This window comes from Streptomyces sp. NPDC048389, from assembly GCF_040706335.1.
Taxonomy (GTDB): Bacteria; Actinomycetota; Actinomycetes; order Streptomycetales; family Streptomycetaceae; genus Streptomyces.
Genome location: NZ_JBEZKP010000031.1, coordinates 64,675 through 79,992, shown reverse-complemented (window position 1 = coordinate 79,992; position 15,318 = coordinate 64,675). Strand labels below are relative to the sequence as shown.

Annotated in this window: 10 protein-coding genes and 2 pseudogenes; 7 read left to right on the top strand and 5 right to left on the bottom strand. The window is 72.7% G+C overall.

Annotated features, from left to right (window positions below):
• Nucleotides 1–732, top strand: a pseudogene (locus AB0903_RS21475) (aldehyde dehydrogenase (NADP(+))); the annotation flags it as partial.
• A gap of 31 nt (nucleotides 733–763) precedes the next feature.
• Here the strand turns inward: AB0903_RS21475 and AB0903_RS21470 are convergent.
• The 3 genes from AB0903_RS21470 to AB0903_RS21460 all read right to left on the bottom strand — a co-directional run bounded on the left by AB0903_RS21470 (nucleotide 764) and on the right by AB0903_RS21460 (nucleotide 3,731).
• Nucleotides 764–1,552, bottom strand: coding sequence for a DNA-formamidopyrimidine glycosylase family protein (locus AB0903_RS21470; protein ID WP_366705065.1), 789 nt, complete (start codon nucleotides 1,550–1,552; stop codon nucleotides 764–766).
• 43 nt (nucleotides 1,553–1,595) lie between these two features.
• Entirely contained in the window at nucleotides 1,596–2,795 is a 1,200-nt protein-coding gene (locus AB0903_RS21465) for a serine hydrolase (protein ID WP_366705063.1), read from the bottom strand.
• A gap of 171 nt (nucleotides 2,796–2,966) precedes the next feature.
• Nucleotides 2,967–3,731, bottom strand: coding sequence for a PepSY domain-containing protein (locus AB0903_RS21460; RefSeq protein ID WP_366705061.1), 765 nt, complete (start codon nucleotides 3,729–3,731; stop codon nucleotides 2,967–2,969).
• A 335-nt stretch (nucleotides 3,732–4,066) separates the two neighbouring features.
• Between AB0903_RS21460 and AB0903_RS21455 the strand changes: the two genes are divergently transcribed.
• The 3 genes from AB0903_RS21455 (at nucleotide 4,067) to AB0903_RS21445 (ending at nucleotide 7,385) form a co-directional block, all read left to right on the top strand.
• On the top strand, nucleotides 4,067–4,219 hold the full coding sequence (locus AB0903_RS21455) for a hypothetical protein (protein ID WP_366705059.1): 153 nt from the start codon (nucleotides 4,067–4,069) through the stop codon (nucleotides 4,217–4,219).
• 338 nt (nucleotides 4,220–4,557) lie between these two features.
• A complete protein-coding gene (locus tag AB0903_RS21450; protein WP_366705057.1) occupies nucleotides 4,558–6,777 on the top strand; it encodes an NADP-dependent isocitrate dehydrogenase in 2,220 nt (739 codons plus the stop codon).
• Nucleotides 6,778–6,956: 179 nt separating this feature from the next.
• Nucleotides 6,957–7,385 (top strand): pyridoxamine 5'-phosphate oxidase family protein, encoded by a 429-nt coding sequence (locus AB0903_RS21445; protein ID WP_366705055.1) that lies wholly within the window; start codon nucleotides 6,957–6,959, stop codon nucleotides 7,383–7,385.
• Between the two features lie 125 nt (nucleotides 7,386–7,510).
• Here AB0903_RS21445 and AB0903_RS21440 read toward each other — a convergent pair whose 3' ends face one another.
• Together AB0903_RS21440 and AB0903_RS21435 are read right to left on the bottom strand one after the other, a co-directional pair.
• A complete protein-coding gene (locus AB0903_RS21440) occupies nucleotides 7,511–8,434 on the bottom strand; it encodes a glutamate ABC transporter substrate-binding protein (RefSeq protein ID WP_366705053.1) in 924 nt (307 codons plus the stop codon).
• A 190-nt stretch (nucleotides 8,435–8,624) separates the two neighbouring features.
• Nucleotides 8,625–10,701 (bottom strand): annotated as a pseudogene (locus AB0903_RS21435) (neutral/alkaline ceramidase).
• A 215-nt stretch (nucleotides 10,702–10,916) separates the two neighbouring features.
• On the opposite strand from AB0903_RS21435, the gene AB0903_RS21430 reads away from it, so the two are divergent.
• The 3 genes from AB0903_RS21430 (at nucleotide 10,917) to AB0903_RS21420 (ending at nucleotide 15,103) form a co-directional block, all read left to right on the top strand.
• Nucleotides 10,917–12,014, top strand: a complete 1,098-nt coding sequence (locus tag AB0903_RS21430; protein WP_366705051.1) for an AraC family transcriptional regulator — start codon at nucleotides 10,917–10,919, stop codon at nucleotides 12,012–12,014.
• Between the two features lie 209 nt (nucleotides 12,015–12,223).
• Nucleotides 12,224–13,894, top strand: coding sequence for a SpoIIE family protein phosphatase (locus AB0903_RS21425; protein WP_366705073.1), 1,671 nt, complete (start codon nucleotides 12,224–12,226; stop codon nucleotides 13,892–13,894).
• A gap of 150 nt (nucleotides 13,895–14,044) precedes the next feature.
• A complete protein-coding gene (locus AB0903_RS21420) occupies nucleotides 14,045–15,103 on the top strand; it encodes a hypothetical protein (RefSeq protein ID WP_366705049.1) in 1,059 nt (352 codons plus the stop codon).
• Nucleotides 15,104–15,318 lie beyond the last annotated feature (215 nt).

Genomic DNA, 15,318 nt, shown 5'->3' with positions numbered 1-15,318 from the left:
GTGGCCGGCACCGGGCCGGGTGTGCTGCTCGATGCCCGGATGCGGGAGGACTTCGCGGCCGGAGTCGCCGCGCGCACCGCCCTGCCCGGCGTCGACGCTCCCGTTCCCCCCGGCCCGGGCCCCGGCCGCACGGTCAGCCCCGGCTTCCTCACCGTCCCCGCCGCCCGCCTGGCCGGCGAGGGCCCCCACGACCTCCTCGTCGAGGAATGCTTCGGCCCCGTCACCGTCGTCGCCCGCTACACCGACGACGACGAGATCACAGCGGTCCTCGACCGCCTCCCCGGCAACCTCACCGCCACCCTCCACCTCTCCACCCGGGAAACCACCGGAGAGACCACCGGAGAGACCGCCGGGGATGCCACCGGAGAGACCGCCGGGGATGCCACCGGAGAGACCGCCGGGGAGACCACCGGGGATGCCGCCGGGAGGACCGCCGGGGTAACCGGCGGCGCCGGTCGCGCCGCCGACCTGCTGGCCCGCCTGACACCCCTCGCGGGCCGGGTCCTGGTCAACGCCTGGCCCACCGGCGTCGCCGTCGCCCCCGCCCAGCACCACGGCGGCCCCTACCCCGCCTCCACCTCCACCTCCACCTCCGTCGGCACCACCGCCATCGAACGCTGGCTCCGCCCCGTCACCTACCAGAACACCCCCCACCCCCTGCTCCCACCGGAGCTCCACGACGACAACCCGCACGCCCTTCCACGGCGAGTGAACGGCCGACCGCAACACTGACGGCCCCGGGACGGACGACGAACAGCGGCGGTCACGCGCCTTCCGGCTGGCACCGGGGGCAGAACACCGTGCCGCGCCCGCCGACGCGCTCCTTGTCCAGCGGTCCGTCGCAGCGCGGGCACCGCGGGGCGGAGTCGTCACGGCGGCCGGTGAGCCAGCTCTTCCTCGGCGGAACGCGTCCGGCCCGCACCGACGAGCGCAGGGTGCGGCGCATTTCGGTGTGCAGCCGGCGGCGCTCGTCGTCGTCCAGCCGGTCGGCCCGGCGCATGGGATGCACACCGGCGCGCCACAGGATCTCGTCGGCCAGCAGATTGCCCAGTCCGGCGAGGACGGACTGGTCGGTGAGGGCGGGCTTGATGCGCCCGTGCCGGCGCGAGAGCAGCCTGTCGAACTCCTCCCGGTCCACCGACAGCGCGTCCGGGCCCTGACCGTGGAGGATCCGTGCGACGTCCCGGTCGGCGTCGTCGGCGAGCCACAGCCCCCGCAGCTTGCGCTGGTCGCGGTAGCGCAGCTGCTCGCGGCCGACGGTGAACACGACACGGTCGTGCGGATGCGGCGGGTCCGTCGCCCGGCAGCAGACCAGCTCGCCGGTCATGCCGAAGTGCAGCAGCACCGTCGGTCCGTCCGTACGGGCGAGCAGCCATTTCCCGTGGCGCTGCGGCTCCGTGAACCGGCATCCCTCGAGAGCGCGGCCCAGCCGCTGGGCACTCACCCCGTGCAGCACGCCCGTGTCGCCGACCTCGACCCGTTCGATCCGCCTGCCCTGTGCGCAGGAGGCGAGGACCTCTCGGAACCCTTCGACGTCGGGCAGTTCGGGCACGGCGTCCTCCGGAGGTGCTCGTGCGGGTCGTCTGTGCTGCTGCTCAGGAGAGCCGGCCCGGCCTGCGCCGCTGCCGCAGGACGAGCCCCGCGGCCAGGCCGGCCGTGCCGACGAACGCTCCCGTCCAGGCGTACGCGATCCCCGTCCCGGCCTCCTCGGCCAGGGCGCCGGCGCGTGCGGGAGGTGTGGCGGCCGGTGTGACGGGGCCGGGTCCGGCCGGCGGGGCCTTCTGCGCCACGGGGGGTTCCAGCGATCCCACGGGCTCGGCGCGTCCCGCCGCGGCGAACCCCCAGTCCAGCAGCGACCGTGCCTCCTCGTACACCGAGTACCCGCCGCCCTGCTGAGGGTTCATCACCGTCACCAGCAGGGTCCGGCCGTCCCGGCGCGCCGCGGCGATGAGGGTGTTGCCGGCGTGGGAGGTGTAGCCGTTCTTGACGCCGATGATCCCCGGGTACTTCTCCACCCCGTTCGCTCCCGTCAGCAGCCGGTTGGTGTTCCGGATGCCGTAGGTCCAGGTGGGGGTTCCGTCGTCCTCGGTGCCGCCGGGGAACTGCGCGTCGACGGTCGCCACGTAGGAGGCGAACCGCGGGTCCGCGAGGCCCGCGCGCCCGAACACCGCCAGGTCGTACGCGGAGGAGACCTGGCCCGGTGCGTCGTAGCCGTCCGGGGAGACGACCCGGGTGTCGAAGGCGCCCAGTGCGCGGGCCTTGGTCTGCATCTGCTCGGCCGTGGCGGTCCAGCCGCCGTTCATCCGGGCCAGTACGTGAACGGCGTCGTTTCCGGAGCTGAGGAAGACACCCCGCCACAGGTCGTCGACCGTGTACGTACGGCCCGCGGCGACACCGACCCGGCTGCTTCCCTCGCCGACGCTCTCGAGCTCTTCCTCGGTGACCGTGTGCGGCGGGGAGTCCGCCAGGCGCGGCAGCGCGGTGACGGCGAAGAGTGCCTTGATGGTGCTGGCGGGCGGCAGCGGGCGGTGCGCGTCATGAGCGGCGAGCACATCACCGGTGTCGGCGTCGGCGACCAGCCACGACAGGGCGGAGACGTCGCCCGGCAGTTCGGGAGTGCCGCCCGGCGACCCCACGTGTGTCCCCGGCCGGTGCAGCGGCGACGAGCCGGCGGGGGCCGGCCGGGGGGAGGAGTCGGTCCGGGGAGCGGCGGCGGCAGGAAGAAGACCGAGAGTGCCTGCGGCGACGGCGGCCATGCAGCAACAGACAAGCCGTGCAGTAAATCTGATGATCATTCGGTCAGCGTAGGAATGGGCGCGGGAACGCGCAGTTCTGCTGGGCCGACCGGCGGAAGCCCGTGCTCCGGGGGGTGGCGCCGGTGTCCAGGACGCCGTGGCCCGGCCACGGCACGTACGCCCCTGCCCCCGGCTCGTGGCCGGGGGCAGGGGCGTACTCGGCGTACCGTGTCAGTCGCGGTCGACCTGCTCGCGCAGGATCTCGCCGTTCGTCGCGTCGATGTCGAAGGTCGTCTTGTTCCAGTCGTCCTCCGTGACGACCTCGACCGACCAGATCAGCTTGTCGGCGTCGTCGTTCTCGAGCTCGACGGCGGTGACCGTACCGTCCGTCCTCTCGGTCGCGGTCCGCACGGCCTCCTCGGGCGTGATTTCGGCCTGGGCCAGGCGATCGGCTGTCTGGCGCTTGTCGTCGGCGTCCTGGTCGGACTCCTGCCGGGACCCGAGCACTTCGCCGGAGGCCGCGTCCACGTGGACGATGTGGACGGTGCCGTCCTCGGTGGCGACATCGACCGCCCACGCGGGGGTGCCCGGGCTGGGGGAGGGGCTGGGGGAGGGGCTGGCCGGACTCGGTGAGGGGCTGGGGTACGGACTGGCGGTGCCGCCGTTCTGGTAGCGCGTCAGCTCGATCTCGACCAGCTGGCTGCCGGGCACCTCGTCGGCGGCCGTGTCGGCCGCCGTGCCCCAGGTGACCGTGGCGGCCGGGACCAGCGCCCTGCGCTCGGCCTGGTCGTCCGTGAGACGGGTCGGACTGTCCGTCGGGCTCGGGGAACCCGTGGGGCTCGCGGTGCCTGTCGGGCTGCCCGTCTGTGCGGGCGCGGCCGCACTGACCTCGGTCCCCTTGTCACTGCCACAGGCGGTGAGCAGGAGGGCGGAGCAGGCGATGAGACAACCGGGGATCGCGGTACGCAGACGGCGAGCATGAGTCGATACGTTCATGTCGCCACGCGTAACCCTTTGCCCCGCAAGGGACACGGGCTTACGGGAAGATCACCCGAACGCGCCCGTGCGGGCGGGGAACCGGGCCCACCCGGTGCCGCCGCCCGCCTCCCGCGCCCTCGCGCCGGTGCAGGCGCCCAGCGGATCCGCGACCCGACGGCGGTGTGCCGGTGCGCGACCGGTGCCGGTCCGGTCGGGCCCTGAGCCCGCGGGGCCGGTACGCGGACCCAGGGGTGCCGACAGAGGCCGCCGGGCCACCTCCTACACTCGGTGCCTGCTCTCGGCCGCGGTCGGGCGCGGTTGACGAGACGACCCCGTGAAAGGACCTGTCCCAGATGAGTTCCGCAGACCGTACCGAGGCACCGATCTACGCGGACCTGGTGGAGGAGCGCGGCGATGTTCCCGCCGATGCCCGTCGGACCGCGGAGGAGACCCTGCGGGAGATGGGACGCGTCATGGACTTCAGCGACGTCCTGGCGGGGCGCTGACCCCTCCGGCCCGGACGCGGTGCCGGCGCCTCCACCGCGGCCCGGCCGTGGGGCCCTCGACGAGCACGGCGCTGCGCAGGCCGGCTTCCCTCGCCGTCCCGCGCGCGGCGGTGGCCGCCGCGGATCACGGCCGTCCGCCGCCCATGAGACCAACGCCGAGTGGAACGGTTCCATGTCCTGGCCCCTCCATCGCGCCGGAGCGTACGCGAGACGGGCGCGCCCGCCTACCGGTTTGCCGACCGCCGTGACGGCGGCGGGCAGGGCACTGTCGAGAGGGGAGCGATCACGGGATATCTTGATGTCGAGCAATGTTGCAGACGTGGAGAGCGGAGCACCCGGTGACTGACTCGACCATCATTTACACGCACACTGACGAGGCGCCCGCCCTGGCGACGTACTCGTTCCTGCCTGTGATCCAGGCGTACGCATCGACGGCCGGTGTCACCGTGGAGACCCGTGACATCTCGCTCGCGGGGCGGATCATCTCGCAGTTCCCCGAGTACCTCGAGGAGGGGCAGCGCCTCGACGACGCCCTCGCCGAGCTCGGCGCCCTGGCGAAGACGCCGGAGGCCAACATCATCAAGCTGCCCAACATCTCGGCCTCGATCCCGCAGCTGAAGGCCGCCGTCGCCGAGCTGCAGGAGCAGGGCTACGCGCTGCCGGCCTACCCGGACGACCCGAAGACTGACGAGGAGCGCGACATCCGCGCCCGTTACGACAAGGTCAAGGGCAGCGCCGTCAACCCGGTTCTGCGCGAGGGCAACTCCGACCGGCGCGCCCCCGCCTCGGTCAAGAACTACGCCAAGGCGCACCCCCACCGCATGGGCGCCTGGAGCGCCGACTCGAAGACGAACGTCGCGACCATGGGCGCCGACGACTTCCGCTCCACCGAGAAGTCCGCGGTGCTCGGCGAGGCCGGTTCGCTGCGCATCGAGCTGAAGGGCGACGACGGCTCCACCACCGTGCTGCGCGAGTCGGTCCCGGTGCTCGCCGGCGAGGTCGTCGACGCGTCCGTGATGCGCGTGGCCGCCCTGCGCGAGTTCCTGACACAGCAGGTCGCCCGCGCCAAGGCCGAGGGCGTGCTGTTCTCCGTGCACCTGAAGGCCACCATGATGAAGGTCTCCGACCCGATCATCTTCGGTCACGTCGTACGCGCCTTCTTCCCGAAGACGTTCGCCAAGTACGGCGAGTCCCTGGCCAAGGCCGGCCTCACCCCGAACGACGGCCTCGGCGGCATTTACCAGGGCCTCGAGTCGCTCCCCGACGGCGCCGAGATCAAGGCGTCGTTCGACGCCGAGCTGGCCGAGGGCCCGGACCTGGCGATGGTCGATTCCGACCGCGGCATCACCAACCTGCACGTGCCCAGCGACGTCATCGTCGACGCCTCCATGCCGGCGATGATCCGCACCTCCGGCCACATGTGGGGCCCGGACGGCGAGGAGGCCGACACCGTCGCCGTCCTCCCGGACAGCAGCTACGCGGGCGTGTACCAGGTCGTCATCGACGACTGCCGCGCCAACGGCGCCTTCGACCCGTCCACCATGGGCTCGGTGCCCAACGTCGGTCTGATGGCGCAGAAGGCCGAGGAGTACGGCAGCCACGACAAGACCTTCGAGATCCCGGTCACCGGCACCGTGCGGGTCGTCGACACCGCCGGCAACGCCGTCCTGGAGCAGGTCGTCAGCGCCGGCGACATCTTCCGCATGTGCCAGACCAAGGACGCGCCCGTCAAGGACTGGGTGAAGCTCGCCGTCACCCGCGCCCGCGCGACCGGCGTCCCGGCCGTCTTCTGGCTCGACGAGAGCCGCGCGCACGACGCCCGGCTGATCGAGAAGGTCCGGACGTACCTGGCGGAGCACGACACCGAGGGCCTTCGGATCGAGATCATGTCGCCGGTGGAGGCGACCGCGTTCTCGCTGGAGCGCATCCGCCGCGGCGAGGACACCATCTCCGTCACCGGCAACGTGCTGCGCGACTACCTGACCGACCTGTTCCCGATCCTGGAGCTCGGCACCAGCGCCAAGATGCTCTCCGTCGTCCCGCTGATGAACGGCGGCGGCCTGTTCGAGACGGGCGCCGGCGGCTCCGCGCCGAAGCACGTCCAGCAGCTCGTCAAGGAGAACTACCTCCGCTGGGACAGCCTCGGCGAGTTCCTCGCGCTGGCCGTCAGCTTCGAGCACCTCGCGACGACCACGGGCAACGCCCGCGCCAAGGTCCTCGCCGACACGCTCGACCGCGCCACCGGCACGTTCCTCAACGAGGACAAGTCGCCGAGCCGCAAGCTGGGCGGCATCGACAACCGCGGCAGCCACTTCTACCTGGCGCTGTACTGGGCCCAGGAGCTGGCGAAGCAGACCGACGACACCCGGCTCGCGGAGGCGTTCGCGGCTCTCGCCAAGACGCTCGGCGAGCAGGAGCGGACCATCATCGACGAGCTGATCGCGGTGCAGGGCTCGCCGGCCGACATCGGCGGCTACTACCGGCCCGACGCCGACAAGGCGGCGGCCGTGATGCGTCCGTCGAAGACCTTCAACCAGGCTCTGTCGACCGTGGCCTGACGCGCGCCGGCGGGCAGCCGTCCGCCTCCGCATCCGCCCCGGCCGGGCCGCGTGCCCGGCCGGGGCTCTTCGTGTGCCCGCCGGGAACAACTCCGCGGGGTACGGCAGTTGACCCTTGGTACGAGCCGGGGCGGGCAGCCGCCGGGCCCGGCGGCCGACCGCGTACGAAGGAGTCACCTGTGGCGCTCACCCGTGAAGAGCGTGAGAAGTTCCTGGCAGGCCCGCACATCGCCGCGCTCGCGGTCGATGCCGGCGAGGACGGCCGGGCCCCCCTCACGGTGCCGATCTGGTACCAGTACGAAGCCGGCGGCGACATCTGGGTCATGACGGAACGGGATTCGCGCAAGGCGATGGCGATCGAGGCCGCCGGGCGGTTCACGCTCATGGTCGACCGGGTGGAACCGACGGTGCGCTACGTCTCGGTCGAGGGCCCGGTCGTCGACACGGCCCCGGCCACCCGGGAGCAGCTGGTGGAAATCTCCGCCCGCTACCTCGACCCCGCCAAGGTCGAGGCGTACGTCGACTTCGCCTGGAAGGAGCACGGCGCCATGGTGGTCATCCGGATGCGGCCGCAGCGCTGGATCAGCGCGGACCTCGGCGAGGCGTGACCGCAGGTGCCTCCGGGCGGGGCGCCGTCACCGCCCCCCGGAGGCACCTGCGGGCGCCACCGCCCCGCAGACCCCTGCGGGCCCCCGGAGGCACCCGCCGGCGGGCCGTGGTGCCGTCGGTGCCGTCAGTCGCGCCGGACCATCGGCGGCCCGACATAGCGCGAGCCCGAGAGGCCGAGCGTCGCGTCGTACGCCAGCTTGTAGTCACCGTTCTCGTCGTGCGCCTGGATGGCGTCGGTGACGGCGTCCTTCAGCGCCTCGTCGCCCTTGGCCATCCCGATACCGTACGGCTCCTCGGTGAACGGCTGGCCGACGACCTTCAGCTTGTCCGGGTGCTGGGCGGCGTAGCCCTTGAGGATCGCGTCGTCCGTGGTCACCGCGTCGACCTCGCCGGCGAGCAGCCGCTGGACGCACTCCGTGTACTTGGTCGTCTCGACCGTCTGCGTGTTGTACTCCGGCTTCTTGATCTCGGCGAGCGCCGTGGAGCCCTTGGCCGAGCAGACCGTCTTGCCCTCGAGGGAGAACGGACCGGCGATCGTCCGGTCGTCCTTGCGGATCAGCAGGTCGGCACCGGCCATGTAGTAGGGGCCGGCGAACGCGACCTTCTTCTTGCGCTCATCGTTGATCGTGTACGTGCCGACGTACAGATCGACCTCGCCACTGGAGATCGCGGCTTCGCGGACGCCCGTGTCCACCGTCTTGAACTCGATCTGCCTGGCGGAAAAGCCGAGGTCGGCGGCGATCATCCTGGCGATCTCGATGTCGAAGCCGGACCGCTCCCCGCTCTCGTCCTCGAAGCCGAGGAACGGCTGGTCGTTCTTGGCGCCGATGACGAGCTTCCCGGCCTTCTTCGCCTTCTCCCACGTCGGCGAGTCGATCTCGACCCCCGTGGCGACCTTGTACGTCGGCAGCTCCGGAAGATCCTTGGCGTTCACCGTGCGCGACGGCCCACTGCCGGCGCCTTCGGAGTCGCCGGCGCAACCCGCGGCGGTGAGGGCTACCGCGAACACGGCGACGGCCGCGGTGGCGGCGGACTTGTGAGCCTTCATGGTGCGACATCCTTCACTCGATTTTGCGAGGAGGGTAAGGAGTCGAAGGGGCGAGCGTCATTACATCTGAGCTGAACTTGAGCATCACATTCCGGAAACGGTGCCACGCGGGCCGCGCACCCGGCCGGCGGTGGGCCGGCTGCGCCCGCCGAGCACGGACGCGCCCGGACCGGGTGCGCCCGGCCGCGGGTCAGCCGATCCGGAAGGTCCGGGTGGTGCCGCTGAAGGCGGTGACCGAGCCGAACAGGCTCTTGGAGTCGCCGAAGTGCACGATCCGGTACGTCCCCGCCGGCGTCCCGGGGGCCACCTGCCAGGTGATGACCGCCTTGGACGTGCCCGTCACGCCGTTGAGCCGCACCCAGCGGTACGTGGTGTCCCAGTCGCCGTCGTCCAGATGGCGGACCCAGCCACCGCCCACCTGCCGCCGCACCTCCAGGAATGTCCCGTTCCGGTGCAGGGCGTTCTTCGGGTGGCCGGTCACGAACTCGGCTGTGACGGTGGCTCCCGCCCCGTACGAGGCGGCCGGCTCCGTCAGGACGTCTCCGAACCGCCTGCCCGCCGGCGGGTTGTCCATCACCACACCGGTCTGCAGCGACGTCTGGCGGTCCGAGTGGTCGGGCGGCGTCGGCCCGCCGCCGGCGGGCGTACCGTCCCTCAGCGACGCCGCCAGCGAGGCGAACTCCTGCTGCTGGGCGGGGAGCGTGTACCTGCCGTAGAGAGTGGAACCCCCCCTCGTACTGCTGCAGGTCGTACTCCTCCGGCGTGGTCACGTACTGGCTGTACGCGTTGGCGTAGCCCTGCATCAGTACGTTCTCCAGCGGTACGCCGAGCTCCTCGGCCACCGAGCGGCGGATGCGCAGGCCCGAGACGATCGTGTACTCGGCCGGTCCGGCCACCAGGTGGAACTGGCCGATCTTGACGATCTGCAGCGGCACAACCGTCGGGGTCGTCGGCGTCACCGCGTTGACCAGTCCCGTCGGAACCAGGTTCGCCTTCGGGTACTGGCAGCTCACCAGCCACTCGGGCGGGTCGATGCCGAACGGCTCCAGCAACTTCGCGACCGGGCTGTTCATGCCCTCGGTGAACCCGGGGATCGCGGGCCCGTCCTCCACGCTGCCGGCCAGCGTCGAGGCGCCGACCACGGCCGGGCAGGTGCGGTGCTCCTTGCCGTCCGGGGTGTACTTCCCGTCGACCGTCACCTCCTCCATGTTCACGAACCGCAGCCGCGAGTCCACGCTGCCGCTCACCGGGACGTCCGCCGCGCCGTGGATCCGCTGCGCCGCCCGGAACTGCCGGTCACCGATGATCCGCGTGTTCTCGAGCTCGTCCTCCGTCGGGCCGGATCCGGGCCGCAGATTCAGATTGGGAGACATGTCGCCCGCGTTGGTGTTGGGGAACGCCGCGACGAACCCCTTCCGGTCCTCGAGGTAGCGCACGCCCTCGGCGCCGTGCTCCCACTCGTACGCCGCGTATCCCTTGTTGTCGGGGCTGAGCAGCGTGTTCTTGTTGGTGAGCGACGTGTTGTGCGTGGCGAACCAGCTGATGGCACCGATGTCGGTGGTGCCCTGCCGGAAACGCAGCACGGTCATCGCCGGGTCGATCGCGTCGGGGAAGGCGGCCTTGTCGCGGGCGGGGTTCCGCTCGAACGCGGTCCGCGAGCGGTTGACGCTCGCGTTCTTGAGCTCGCCCCTGCCGAGCGTGACGGTGCCCGGCCGCAGATCGTCATGGGCCTCGGCCACGGACTCGACGATGCCGTCGACGATCGCCCGGTAGGTGTTCTTCTGGAAGCCCAGCGAGGCCAGGTTGTAGGCGAGGTGGTGGGAGTGGCCGCCGGTGCCGGCGTGCGTATGGGTGGCGGACAGCAGGACGTTGCGGTCGCCGTAGAGCGAGCCGTAGCGTCGCACCAGCTCCGCGACGACGCCCTGCCGCACCGACTGGAAGATCATGGCCAGGTCGGCGTTGACGTACACGACCCGCTCGCCGCCGGCCCGGTCGGCCACGATGAAAGCCCGTGAGCGCTGCCGCTGATGGATGCCGGTCGCCTTCTGCTCGAAGCTCGAGTAACCCATCATGCCGACCTCGGCGGCCTCTCCGGTCACATCGGAGATGCCCCGGCCGACGAGATACGTCGTCGGCCCGGACTCCGCCGGCCGCGGGGCCGCCGCACCTGCCGGGACGGCCCCCGGCAGGGCGGCCGGCGCCAGCAGGCCGAGCGCCGCCGCGAGCAGCAGAGAGACCGCCCTGGAGCTGGTTGTGGGGAACCGCATGCCTACTCCCTCGTACGCCCTCGTACCGAACCGGACCCGAACGGGAGTCGGACTCGGAACCGGCGCCGGTGCCGTTCGTGACAGGTGTGACCGAAGGTAACCACGGTGGGCGGCCGGTGGAGAGGACCGGACCGGCCAGTAACGGGACTTCAGCGGCCACCGGCTCTGTCCTCCCACAGCCGCGGTCCCTACAGTGACGGGCCGGAGGTGAGGCGATGACGCCGCAGGAAACGCGACCCGTCCTGCCCGCCGGTCCGCCGCCCGGTGCTCCCCCCGCCGCGCGGCTCGCCGACCCGCGGCACGGATCCGCGACCATCACCCCCCACCTGCTGCGCTACCTCACCCTGGTGGCCGCCGAACGCGGGCACGACCTGGGCCCGGCCCTGCGCCGCGCCGGACTGAGCGAGGCCGCCCTCAGCGCGGTCGGCCAGCGGGTGTCCTACCGGCAGGGCAGCTCCGTCATCCGGGAGGCGATACGGGACCTCGGCGATCCGGCGCTCGGTCTCGCGGTGGGCCGCCGCCAGCGGGTGACGGCGTGGGGGCTGGTCGGTCTCGCCCTGCAGGCGAGCCCCACACTCCACGACGCCCTGCGGCTCGGTGTCCGTCACCACGGCGTCACCGGCTCCATGCTCGACTACCGCATCGAGTGCGTGCCGGCCGGCGCCGCGATCCTGGCGACCGCCCGGTACACCGACTCCGGACTGCGGGCGTTCCTGCTCGAAGAGGCGTTCGGCAGCATCGTCGCCCTGATCAGGGACGCCTGGCGCGAGGAGTTCACGCCGCACTCCGTCGCCGTACGGCATCCCCGCCCCTCGTACGGCGACGCGTACGAGCGCTGGTTCCGCTGCCCGGTCACCTTCGGTGCGCCCGACGACCGGCTGGTCTTCGCCGCCGAGTCCCTGGACAGCCCGCTGCCCGGCGCCGACGCCTACACCCTCGCCCAGGTCGTCGGACTCCTCGACGCGGCCCGCGCGCACGGCCGGGACCGGCAGGACCTCGTGCAGGGGCTGGAGGTGTCCGTAGCCCGTGCGCTGCCCCGGGTGCCGCCGCTCGCCCGGCAGGCGCTGGAGCGCGGCATGAGCGAGCGGACCCTGCGCAGACGGCTCGCAGAGCACGGCACCAGCTACGAGGCGCTCGTCGACTCCGTCCGGCTGGTGCGGGCCGAGGAACTGATGATGACGAGCGACCTCCCCCTCCACAGGATCGCGGGACTGCTCGGCTTCAGCGACGCCCGGACCCTGCGCCGCGCGGTGACCAGATGGTTCGGCACCAGCCCCTCCGCGATGCGCGGCTCCCCGGCACGCCGGGGATGAGCCCAACGGCATGCCACCGGCCACCCGCCGTGCCCGGTCGTATGCGGTGCGTGTCAGGTCCTGCAGCCCGGGTGCTCCGCAACGCGCCGCGCCTCATACTTGATCCAATGACGGCACGGGAAGGCGGTGCGGTGAGACATCCCGGATGGGGGCGGCGGGCCGGCGGAACGGCGGTGCGCCGGGCGGCCGCCGTGGCCGAACGGTTCAGGATGCGCAGCCGTCTCGAGTGGCTCAGCCTCGCCGGCACCGAGATCGGCACCACGCTCGACCTGGAGCGGACCGCTCAGGAGCTGGCCGACTTCGTCGTACCACGCCTCGCGGACGGCGCGGCAATCGACCTGCTGGAGTCCGCGCTGCGCGGCGAGCACGTCGAGGCCGGGCGGGACGGGGAGCGGCCCGTGATGCGGGCCATGGCCGTCTCCGCCGTACCGCGGCTCATGGAGCTCGAGCCGGACCCGGTGGGCGAGCTGGCCTCGGTGAACAAGGACACGGTCGCGGTCCGCGCCCTGATGCGCCGGCAGCCGGTGCTGATGAGCCGGCTCGCCCGGGACGACTTCGCGCGGGTGGCGCCCACCCCCAGCGCCGCGGAGAAGATGCGCGCGGCCGGCGTGCACAGCTACATGGTGGTTCCGCTGATCGCCCGCGGTGTGCTGCTGGGCGTCGCCGACTTCGTGCGGGCCGGCAGCAGACCGCCGTTCTCCCGCACCGATCTCGCCCTCGCCCAGCAACTCGCCTCCCGGGCCGCCGTGTTCGTCGACAACGCGCGCCTGTACAAACGAGAGCGCGACCAGGTCGTCAGCCTCCAGCGCAACCTCCTGCCGCGGACCACGCCGCAGACGCTCGGCCTCGACGTCCGCGCCGACTACGCGCCCACCGCGGAGGCGAGCGGCGTCGGGGGCGACTGGTACGACGTGATGGCCCTGCCCGGCGGGCGGACCGCCCTCGTCGTCGGCGACGTCATGGGCCACGGTCTCGCCGCGGCGGCGACCATGGGCCGCCTGCGCGCCATCGCCCGTACCCTGCTCGCCCTGGACACCGTGCCCGAGCGGGTCCTCGCACGACTGGATCTCGCCGCCCGCGACCTGGAGGACGACCAGGTCGCCACCTGCCTGTGCGCGGTGTACGACCCCGCCACCGGCCGATGCACCCTCGCCACGGCCGGTCATCCGCCGCCGCTGCTGGTGGACGCCGCGGGCAACGCCGAGTACGTCGACGTGCCGGTGGGCGCACCGCTGGGCGCCGGTGTCATCCCGTACGACCCGGCGGCGGTGACCGTCCCCGCGGGAAACCGGCTGCTGCTCTACACCGACGGACTGATCAAGACCCGCACGGAGGACGTCGACGTGCAGCTGGCGCGGCTGCGCAAGGCCGCCGGTGCCGCCGGTGCCGCCGGTGCCGCGGAGCTCGAGTCGTGCGAGCTGCTGGCGGGCGACTGGGGCCCCGGCAAGCGTTTCGACGAGGCGGTCATGCTCGTCGCCACGGCATACGCACGGCGCCCGGGTGAGGACCTGGCGGTCTGGACGCTGCCGGCCGACGCCACGGCCGCGTCCGCGGCCCGCAGGCTGGTGGTGGAACAACTGGCCGGCTGGGGCCTCGAAGGGCTGGCCGACACCACCGAACTCGTCGTCAGCGAACTCGTCGGCAACGCCCTGCGCTACGGAGGCGGCCCCGGACAACTGCGGCTGCTGCGCCATGAGCGACTGGTCGTGGAAGTGTCCGACACGGGCCCCGACCTGCCGCTCATCCAGCACGCGACGCTCAACGACGAAGGCGGCCGGGGACTCCAGTTGATCAACATGCTGTGCCGGCGCTGGGGTTCGTGCCGGACGGCCGACGGCAAGGTCGTCTGGGCCGAGCAGGACATCGTGTCCACGGCATGACCTCGCCCCGGGCCCGCCTTACGGCGACGGAGCTCGTCGCGCCCGTCCCGGGCGGCCCGCTTTCCGGCGACGGAGCCCGTCGCCGGGGAACCGGATCCGGCCGTCCGTCGTGGTATCAGCGAGGAGAAACCGGGACGAGGGGAGTCGACCGTGGCCGTGAGTGCCGTGCGGACCGACGGAAACAGTCTGCTGCTGGGCGGTGGAGTGCGGGTCCGCTTCATCAGGACGCTCCGGCTGCCGGAATCGGGGACGCACCAGCTGCCTCCGGGGCTCGGCGAGTTCCCGGTACGGCGCGTCGAGGACCACCTCTCCGCCGTGCCGCCGCAGATGCGTGAGCGCGGCGGCGTGATGCTGCCCGTGTACCTGCGCGAGGCGATGTGGCTCAGCTTCGCGGGCAGCAGCGAGCCGGCCGCCCTCCAGGTCGGCGTAGGCAAGGTCTGCGCGGTCTCGGGCGAGCCGTGGCGCACCACCCTGACCCGTACCCCGCAGAACTATGTGGTGCTGCCCCGCCAGCCGTGGCTGGACGGCATCAACTCCGGCAAGGGGACGGTGCGTCAGTTCGTCGCCGTACCCCTCGGGATGGGTGCCACCGTCGAGGGGCAGGTGACCGGCGAGGAGACCTGGGGCGGCGTACAGCTCCAGGCGTTCGGCCTGTCGGCTGCGGCGCTGGGTGCCTGGCGGGAGGAGGAGCGGGCCCGTGCGGAGCGCGCCGCCGGCGGCGCACGGGCGGGCGGGGCGCCCGCCGTCCCCATGGCCTTCGGGGCGCCGCCGCCCCGGGCGGCGGCACCCGCCCGGCCCGGGGGAGCACCGCGGGCCAGGGCGGCGTCGATGGGGCTCGGTGTGGGGGGCTCCATGCTGCAGGAGGTCTACCGCGACGACCGGCCTGCGGCCGACTGGTCCCAGGAGCCCTCCGGCCGGGTCTTCGTGCACCTCGTCACCCCGCCGGAGTGGCGGCGCATCACCGGCGAGGACGCGCCGCCCTCGCCCGTCGACCGCGCGGCCTACACGCGTGCGGGGCTGCCCTGGTACGACTACTACGACGAGAGCGCCATCGACCTGGCGCCGGCCGGCCCGCTCACCGGTGTGAAGCCGGTCGGCGAGTGGCTCGGCGGCGACCACACCCCCTGGCAGCCCCCGGCGCCCGGGCAGATCATGCCGCTCGGCGACGCGCCGGAGCGAGGGAAGGCGGTCACCGACGGCGACTGGTGACCCGTACCGCCGTCCGCCTTCCCGGCCGTCCGGCTCGCAGCGGTCCACGTCCCCGGCCGTCCGGCTCGCAGCGGCCCACGTCCCCGGCCGTCCGGCTCGCAGCGGTCCACGTCCCCGGCCGTCCGGCCCGCCGCCGTCCACGGTCCGGTTCGCCCCGCCCGGCGGTGGGCGGCAGGGCCGCGCTGTGAAGCGGCACCAGGACGCGGAAGGGCGGG

Coding starts and splice junctions, on each gene's coding strand:
- AB0903_RS21440 (WP_366705053.1), bottom strand. CDS start 8,434: ATGAAGGCTCACAAGTCCGCCGCCACCGCGGCCGTCGCCGTGTTCGCG.
- AB0903_RS21465 (WP_366705063.1), bottom strand. CDS start 2,795: ATGATCATCAGATTTACTGCACGGCTTGTCTGTTGCTGCATGGCCGCC.
- AB0903_RS21430 (WP_366705051.1), top strand. CDS start 10,917: ATGACGCCGCAGGAAACGCGACCCGTCCTGCCCGCCGGTCCGCCGCCC.
- AB0903_RS21460 (WP_366705061.1), bottom strand. CDS start 3,731: ATGAACGTATCGACTCATGCTCGCCGTCTGCGTACCGCGATCCCCGGT.
- AB0903_RS21455 (WP_366705059.1), top strand. CDS start 4,067: ATGAGTTCCGCAGACCGTACCGAGGCACCGATCTACGCGGACCTGGTG.
- AB0903_RS21425 (WP_366705073.1), top strand. CDS start 12,224: ATGCGCAGCCGTCTCGAGTGGCTCAGCCTCGCCGGCACCGAGATCGGC.